This window comes from Sulfitobacter sediminilitoris, assembly GCF_010667575.1.
In the GTDB taxonomy this organism is placed as follows: Bacteria; Pseudomonadota; Alphaproteobacteria; order Rhodobacterales; family Rhodobacteraceae; genus Sulfitobacter; species Sulfitobacter sediminilitoris.
This window is the reverse complement of the sequence record NZ_JAABNT010000018.1, coordinates 58,771-65,020: the sequence shown is the minus strand read 5'-3', so window position 1 is coordinate 65,020 and position 6,250 is coordinate 58,771. Positions and strand designations below refer to the sequence as shown.

The window sequence follows — 6,250 nt, the reverse complement described above, 5'->3', positions numbered from 1 at the left end:
GAAGGTCTTGGCAGACGCGCAGAGACGCCGAGTTGGCCATCTTCCAATACATCAACGGCTTCTACAATCCGCGACGGCGGCATTCAGCATTGGGCTGGAAAAGCCCGGTCGCCTTCGAAAGGAAAGTTTCTTAAACGAGCACTTGGAGCGGCACGAAAACGGGACAGGTCCACAAGGCTACAACCGTGCTATCGAGCTTGCCGAAAAGGGCGAAGCACCAGTATTTGGCACTCATATTCTGTTAGGCAAATTGGCTCCGCAAATTGTGCGAAATGCCGCGCGAAACATCGAAGAACGCCGAACCCACCCCGTGCAGATAATCTGCTTCAAGCCCAAATAGGCTAGTTGCCGAACTTTGAACGCAAGGTCGGCTCTGTCCCTTATGAGCAGCATTTCAGTCGAAATTGGGCGGCGTCTGCTCAGTGTCCAAGTCGGACTGTTCTTGTCGGGTAGGATTGCGTTGTTCTCAGTCGTTGTGAATCATGCGAAGATAAATGTTGGAGCACACCGTCAGAAATCTCATCTGCTATGCCAAGTGAACTGCGCATTTTTGTACCGGTGGCGATCCAGGCGATCATGAATAACCTCGTTCCGCGCTTGGAAACGGCAACGGGTGCATCGTTCACTCAGTTGGTTGATCTCAACCCTGCGATACCTGAGCGCATCTCGGCGGGTGAAGCTTATGACATCGGCTTGACCAATCCCCCTTACGCCAAGGGGCTCATAAATGCTGGAAAAGCAGACGCAGCCAGTCACCGAGCTTTTGGACGTGTGCCCCTTGCCGTTGGCCGAAAAGAGGAAACCGCAGACTCAATCAGAAAAGACGTCGAGACTATCAGAGCCCTTTTGCATGAAGCCGACAGCATCGCCTACACGGGTGCAGGTACAAGTGGCCGCACCTACCTGGATGTGATCGAGCGGCTCGATCTGAGTACAGCACTCTTACCCAAGAGCCTGGCCATGGGTGGTGGCGAGCCGGTCGCATCCGTTGCCGCTGGCCAAGTTGAGCTTGCAGTCGCTCCGCTGACCACGGTCCTTTCAACACCCGGGGTGGTTCCTGCGGCAATCCTACCCGAAGAGCTTGGGACTCATATCGATATGTCGATATTCCTTAGTCGAACCTCTCAGGCCAGCGCGGCATCTGCCCTTGAATTTCTGACGGCAAGGGAACTCGATGATGAACTTGCCGCAGCGGGCGTCCTGCGGTTCGAGTTGGATTGACACGGATCGAAAGAGTTGCGCCATTTCTGAAAGGAATTTGCGGCTACTCCCGCACACCGGGCATCGCTCGCAAGTCTGGCAGACGGTCGGTCTAAGTGAACACAGCCGACCCATGCTCCTTTCCTGACTTGGTCTGCTTCGAAGCCAAAAGGGGTAATAACAGCGAGTTCGCTTCAGGGTTCTCCTGGCATTGGAGCTGCGTTTACTTCGATAGTGTTGAGGTCGGGATCAAGCAGATAGAGTTGTGGGAACCCGGCGAGGCCTTCACGCAGAATAAGCAGTCTTTTTCTGTCACCCTCTGGCAAGTCCTCCCTAAATCCAGCTGCCTCCAAGCGTTCGACCATTTCTTCGAAGTCGTCGGTGCAGAATGCAAAGTGAACGTCAGCAATGTCAGGAGACGATTTGGTACGATAGGTTCCAGCTTCGTTCAGCACTAGGTGAATTTGGCGATCGTGACATTCCAACCAAACTCCGGGTATCGAAAATGGTGGGCGGTCAAGGCGTTCTAGGTTGAAAAGACTTTCGTAGAATGAAGCTGACGCCTCAACATCCCTGACGGGATAGGAGACATGATGAAGTAATATTTTGGGCATGAAATCTCACTTCTCAAAGTCTCGGGTGCAAACAATAGCAGATGTGGCACCAAATGTCCGTTTCGTCCGCAACTCGGTCATAGACCCCCTGAAATTCGCTGCGGTCGCGACCAATGTCTGCTTTTCTCGCTGCGCCGTAGATGATGGATTTGGTAAATTACATTGCTGCATCTGCGAGCATTGATGTGGGACCATGTCTGCTTCGGGCTGATTGTGTTGAAAAACTCCTATTTTGGCAAAAACTGCTAAAAAAGTGACCCATAGAAAGCCTGCCGGAAAATCCGACGAGGGGGGCGGTCGAAACGCTGACTTGGCAATGTGAGAGGTCCTCACGGCTTACACTGACCGTTCCGCGCGGACTTGGGTGATTCAATGGATTTTGGCGGAAGAATTTGGCGGTCGAATTTTCGAGTTTTTCAACAAAATCAGCTCTCTCCGGCCGATCGCAGCGGACAGCATGAAGGTCCGGTCTGACGTGGATTAGCCGTTCGTCCTGGCTGCCTTTAGCGGCAGCAAAGCGGGATGTAGCTGTCGAATGTCGTCTGGATAATTCATACGACAAACCCACTAACCCACTTACGAAAGGTGAGCGGAGGGTGAACCCTACCTAGCGTGCCCATGAGGAGTTCTTTGCTGCCCACCTGAAATGCTAGCGGAAGGCGATCGTCACGCCTGGCAGGTCGATGCCATCGAGCCGGGTGGTCCAGCGGTCACCAGGCGATATCGGCAGTGCGTCAGTCAAGGTTCCGGTGCTAATGATCTCTCCCTCGCCGATTGGCGTTGTACCGGGGTCGGTTGCCAGCGCGTCGAGAAGATAACCGAGCGCCCTTAGAGGACCGTCCAGAACATCTGCGCCGCAGCCCGTCAGCCGCTTGCCGTCCGGCCTCTCAAGCGCGATGCGAAATCGGGGCAGCTGGTTGATGATCGATTGCGTCAGGGGCAATCGTGGGCCGAGATAGAGCGCGCTGTGCAGGCCGAAAGCGGCGGCACAGTCTGCGCCGGAAAAACGCCAGTCAGGGAAGGGCGAAAATACGATCTCGAACCCGTGTGACACCCAATCGATGCACCCGGCTAGCTCAACCTCGCTCATTCCTATCCGAGGCGCAGACTTTAAGCCGAATACAATTTCCGGTTCAAGCCGAGGTTCGGGCACCGGCGGCAAAGTGTGCAGCCCATCACCAATCTCGTGCAGAGTTGTATCCCACACCGGCCCCCAAATTGGACCCGAGACGCCGTAGATGGGCCAGATCGTGCGGTTTGTGAAACCAATCTTGCGGCCCACTTGCCGCTCACCCCGTGCCTCGCGCAGTGCAGCGATCTCACGGGCGATGCGATACGCCGCTTCGTCGTCGAAGGCAGGGTCGCCATCGGAAATTGGGGCGATCTGGCAACCTTTATCATAGGCTTTAAGAAGCTCAGCGGCATAGGCCTCAATTGCGGTATCTACCATCGAACCTGTCATCCAAGAACCTCTTTGCAGCGCCTAGCTGCACTGATGTTTGCGTCAGGAAACAGGCCGAAGTAATGGACTGACCATCTTTGCCAGGTGCCAATTTTCTTGTCCGTTGTCATGCAGAACTTTTATCAGCAGCCCGTTTTCCGATCCAAACAGCAAGTCGATGACCTTGCCCGGTGATGGATCAAGATCAGTGCCTTCGCCAAAGGTTACGATTACTCGCGTTCCCGTCTTCATGCGTGTTCTTAGCAAACTTGCGAATGATCGGTAAATGGTGATGCATTGCCGCAAGGAATTCGGCGAGCGCATCGCAGCAAGAGATGCTAAGCGCCGAAATCGTGCGCCTTGAGTGACGTCGGTTGGGAAAAGGGACGCCACGCCTCAAGAGTGAGTTCTACTGCATTGCCGCGGCAACTAGCGAAACTCTCTGAAAAAGCAGCGCAACTCGTCAACAAAGGTCTCCGGCTGCTCAAACGCGGCGAAGTGGCCGCCTTTGTCTAGCTTATTCCAATAGGTAATGTTGGCATACTCCCGCTCTGCCCATTGGCGCGGCGGGCGGAATATTTCTTTGGGGAAGAGCGAGCAACCTGTCGGCAGTTTCACCGGGCCGGTTTCTTTCAGAAGTGGCTTTCCGAAGCTCTCCCAATAAATCCGAGCAGAAGAAGTTGCCGTATTCGGCAGCCAGTACAGCATGATGTTGTCCAGCATCTCGTCGCGTGTCAGCGCATACTCTGGATGACCGTCACAGTCTGTCCAGCGCCAGAACTTCTCAAGAATCCACGCTGCCTGACCGGTAGGAGAATCCGCGAGGCCATAACCGATTGTCTGGGGACGCGTGGCTTGTTGTTTGGAATAACCTGAATCCCAATCCTGATAGGCTTGCAACGCGGCCAGGCCCGCCCGAGCATCCGGGTCAGAGCTGTTCATGTCATCGGCCGTTGGTCGACCAATTGGCATGTTCACGTGAATCGCAGAGCATGCGCCCAGGTTCTGAGCTCCAATGCATGTCGTGATCACGGAGCCCCAGTCTCCACCCTGGGCCACATAGCGGTCATAGCCCAGCCCGCGCATCAGACTGTCAAACAGCGTCGCTATTCTATGGACGCCGGTTCCGGGCGTTTTTGGTTTGTCCGAGAAGCCAAATCCTGGCAGCGACGGTGCCACAATATGAAAGGCATCCTCTGCCTTGCCACCATACGCGACCGGGTCCAGCAGACTTGGGATTGCCTTGGCGAATTCGACTATTGAACCGGGCCAACCGTGACTGAGCAAAAGAGGCAAGGCGTTTTCATGCGGTGAGCGCATATGGACAAAATGGAGGCCAAAGCCCTCCGCCTCCCCCCGCCACTGGGTAAGTCGGTTCAGCGCGGCTTCGCGGGAGCGCCAGTCGTACTGGTCGGCCCAGTAGGTGGACACCTCTTGGACGTAACTCAGCGGTGTGCCCTGAGACCAGTCATCGACGACTTCCCTTTCCGGCCATCGCGTATTGTGCAATCGAGCCCGTAAATCCTCCAATTGGGCATCTGTTGCATGGATTTGAAATGGTGCAGGCGCGGTCATCAAGTACTCCTTTTCAACAGACGGCCAGAGCGGCTCTTTGCCTTGATGGTATAGATATCAACCGACAATCGCCATTGCTGGAACAACACCAAACGCGTCGCGGTCAATCATTGGGCAACTCTGGCGCGCGCCCGACCCGTTCTGCAAGGCGTGTTACGGTAAGTCCCTGCACTATGATTGAGAAGATCACGACAATATACGTGACCGTCAAGATCAGTGGCTTCCACTCGCTGTCGGGCAAAGACAAGGCCAGTGCGACGGAAATGCCGCCCTTCAGACCGCCCCAGGTCATGATCGGGATGACACCCCTGCTGAAGGTACGAAAGGGCTTCAGGATCAACATCGGGACGGCAACGGCGGCAAGTCGCGCGACGAGTGCAAGCAAGATGGCCATGAAACCCGCGATGAGGAAGTCCATTTCAAAGGCAATCGCGAAGACCTCAAACCCATCATTAGAAACAGCACAGCGTTCAGTATTTCATCGACCAACTTCCAGAAGGCTTCGACGTATTGGCGGGTTTCTTCAGACATGCCATGTTTGGAACCAATGTCGCCGATAAGGAGACCTGCACAGACCGCCATGATCGGTGCAGATACATGAAGCCAGACAGCCAGTTCATAACCGCCAAACGCAAGACCGAGGGTGATCAGCACTTCCAGGGAATAATCATCGATCTTTCGCATGACCCGAAAGGTCAGCCAGCCGAGAACCAAACCCAAGATGGCCCCGCCCAATGCTTCCTGGATGAACAACACCCCGGCATCAGCGAGGCTAGACCCATGGCCGCCTCCAGTCGGAAAGGCAAATCCAACGAGCACCAAAAAGACGACATAGCCGACGCCATCGTTAAAGAGGCTTTCTCCAGCTATTTTGGTTTCAAGCGACTTAGGGAGTTCTGCCTCGCGCAGCACACCCAGGACTGCAACCGGATCCGTCGGTGAGATCAGTGCGCCAAAGACCAGCGCAACAAATAAAGGCATCCCCGTGATCCAGCTAAAGCCGAAACCAACGATAGCCGTCGAAACCCCCACACCGATCGTAGCCATCAGAAAAATGACCAACCATGCTTTGCGCAAATCCGAAAGTTTGACGTGCAGGGCACCGGCAAAGAGCAAAAGTCCTAACATGCCTTCCAACAAAGCATCTGAGAACTCCAACTCGAGCACCTGCGCGCGGATCTGTTCCTCGACAGTCAGACTTGGAAACAAGGCATCCGTGGCAATGACTGCGAAAGATGTGGCCAGCGCCACGACGAGGATCCCGATCGCGGATGGCAACTTCAGAAAGAGATAGTTGATTGCCCCAAAGGCTCCGGCCAGCACGATAAGAAGTGATGTAATCTGGAGAATTGACATGCCGGTCCTATCGGAGGTGTGAGTGTTGATAGCATCGCATGCGCAAAGCACCAAACCATTGCAG

Annotated in this window: 6 protein-coding genes and 1 pseudogene; 2 read left to right on the top strand and 5 right to left on the bottom strand. The window is 54.8% G+C overall.

Features of this window, described 5'->3' with window-relative positions; genetic code table 11:
- Together GV827_RS19835 and GV827_RS19830 are read left to right on the top strand one after the other, a co-directional pair.
- Positions 1 to 134, top strand: a 134-nt coding sequence (locus tag GV827_RS19835) for an IS3 family transposase (protein ID WP_164355550.1), incomplete at its 5' end; no start/stop codon positions are given.
- A 394-nt stretch (positions 135 to 528) separates the two neighbouring features.
- The gene (locus tag GV827_RS19830; protein ID WP_204325993.1) at positions 529 to 1,221 is read left to right on the top strand and encodes a substrate-binding domain-containing protein; all 693 of its coding nucleotides are present in this window, start codon (positions 529 to 531) and stop codon (positions 1,219 to 1,221) included.
- A gap of 173 nt (positions 1,222 to 1,394) precedes the next feature.
- Here GV827_RS19830 and GV827_RS19825 read toward each other — a convergent pair whose 3' ends face one another.
- The 5 genes and pseudogenes from GV827_RS19825 to GV827_RS19805 all read right to left on the bottom strand — a co-directional run bounded on the left by GV827_RS19825 (position 1,395) and on the right by GV827_RS19805 (position 6,186).
- Entirely contained in the window at positions 1,395 to 1,814 is a 420-nt protein-coding gene (locus GV827_RS19825; RefSeq protein WP_204325992.1) for a VOC family protein, read from the bottom strand.
- 649 nt (positions 1,815 to 2,463) lie between these two features.
- Positions 2,464 to 3,276 (bottom strand): 2-keto-4-pentenoate hydratase, encoded by an 813-nt coding sequence (locus GV827_RS19820; RefSeq protein WP_204325991.1) that lies wholly within the window; start codon positions 3,274 to 3,276, stop codon positions 2,464 to 2,466.
- A 42-nt stretch (positions 3,277 to 3,318) separates the two neighbouring features.
- Positions 3,319 to 3,507, bottom strand: a complete 189-nt coding sequence (locus GV827_RS19815; protein ID WP_164355548.1) for a hypothetical protein — start codon at positions 3,505 to 3,507, stop codon at positions 3,319 to 3,321.
- A gap of 177 nt (positions 3,508 to 3,684) precedes the next feature.
- Positions 3,685 to 4,830, bottom strand: a complete 1,146-nt coding sequence (locus GV827_RS19810) for an epoxide hydrolase family protein (protein WP_164355547.1) — start codon at positions 4,828 to 4,830, stop codon at positions 3,685 to 3,687.
- Positions 4,831 to 4,933: 103 nt separating this feature from the next.
- A pseudogene (locus GV827_RS19805) lies at positions 4,934 to 6,186 on the bottom strand (cation:proton antiporter).
- Between the last annotated feature and the right edge of the window lie 64 nt (positions 6,187 to 6,250).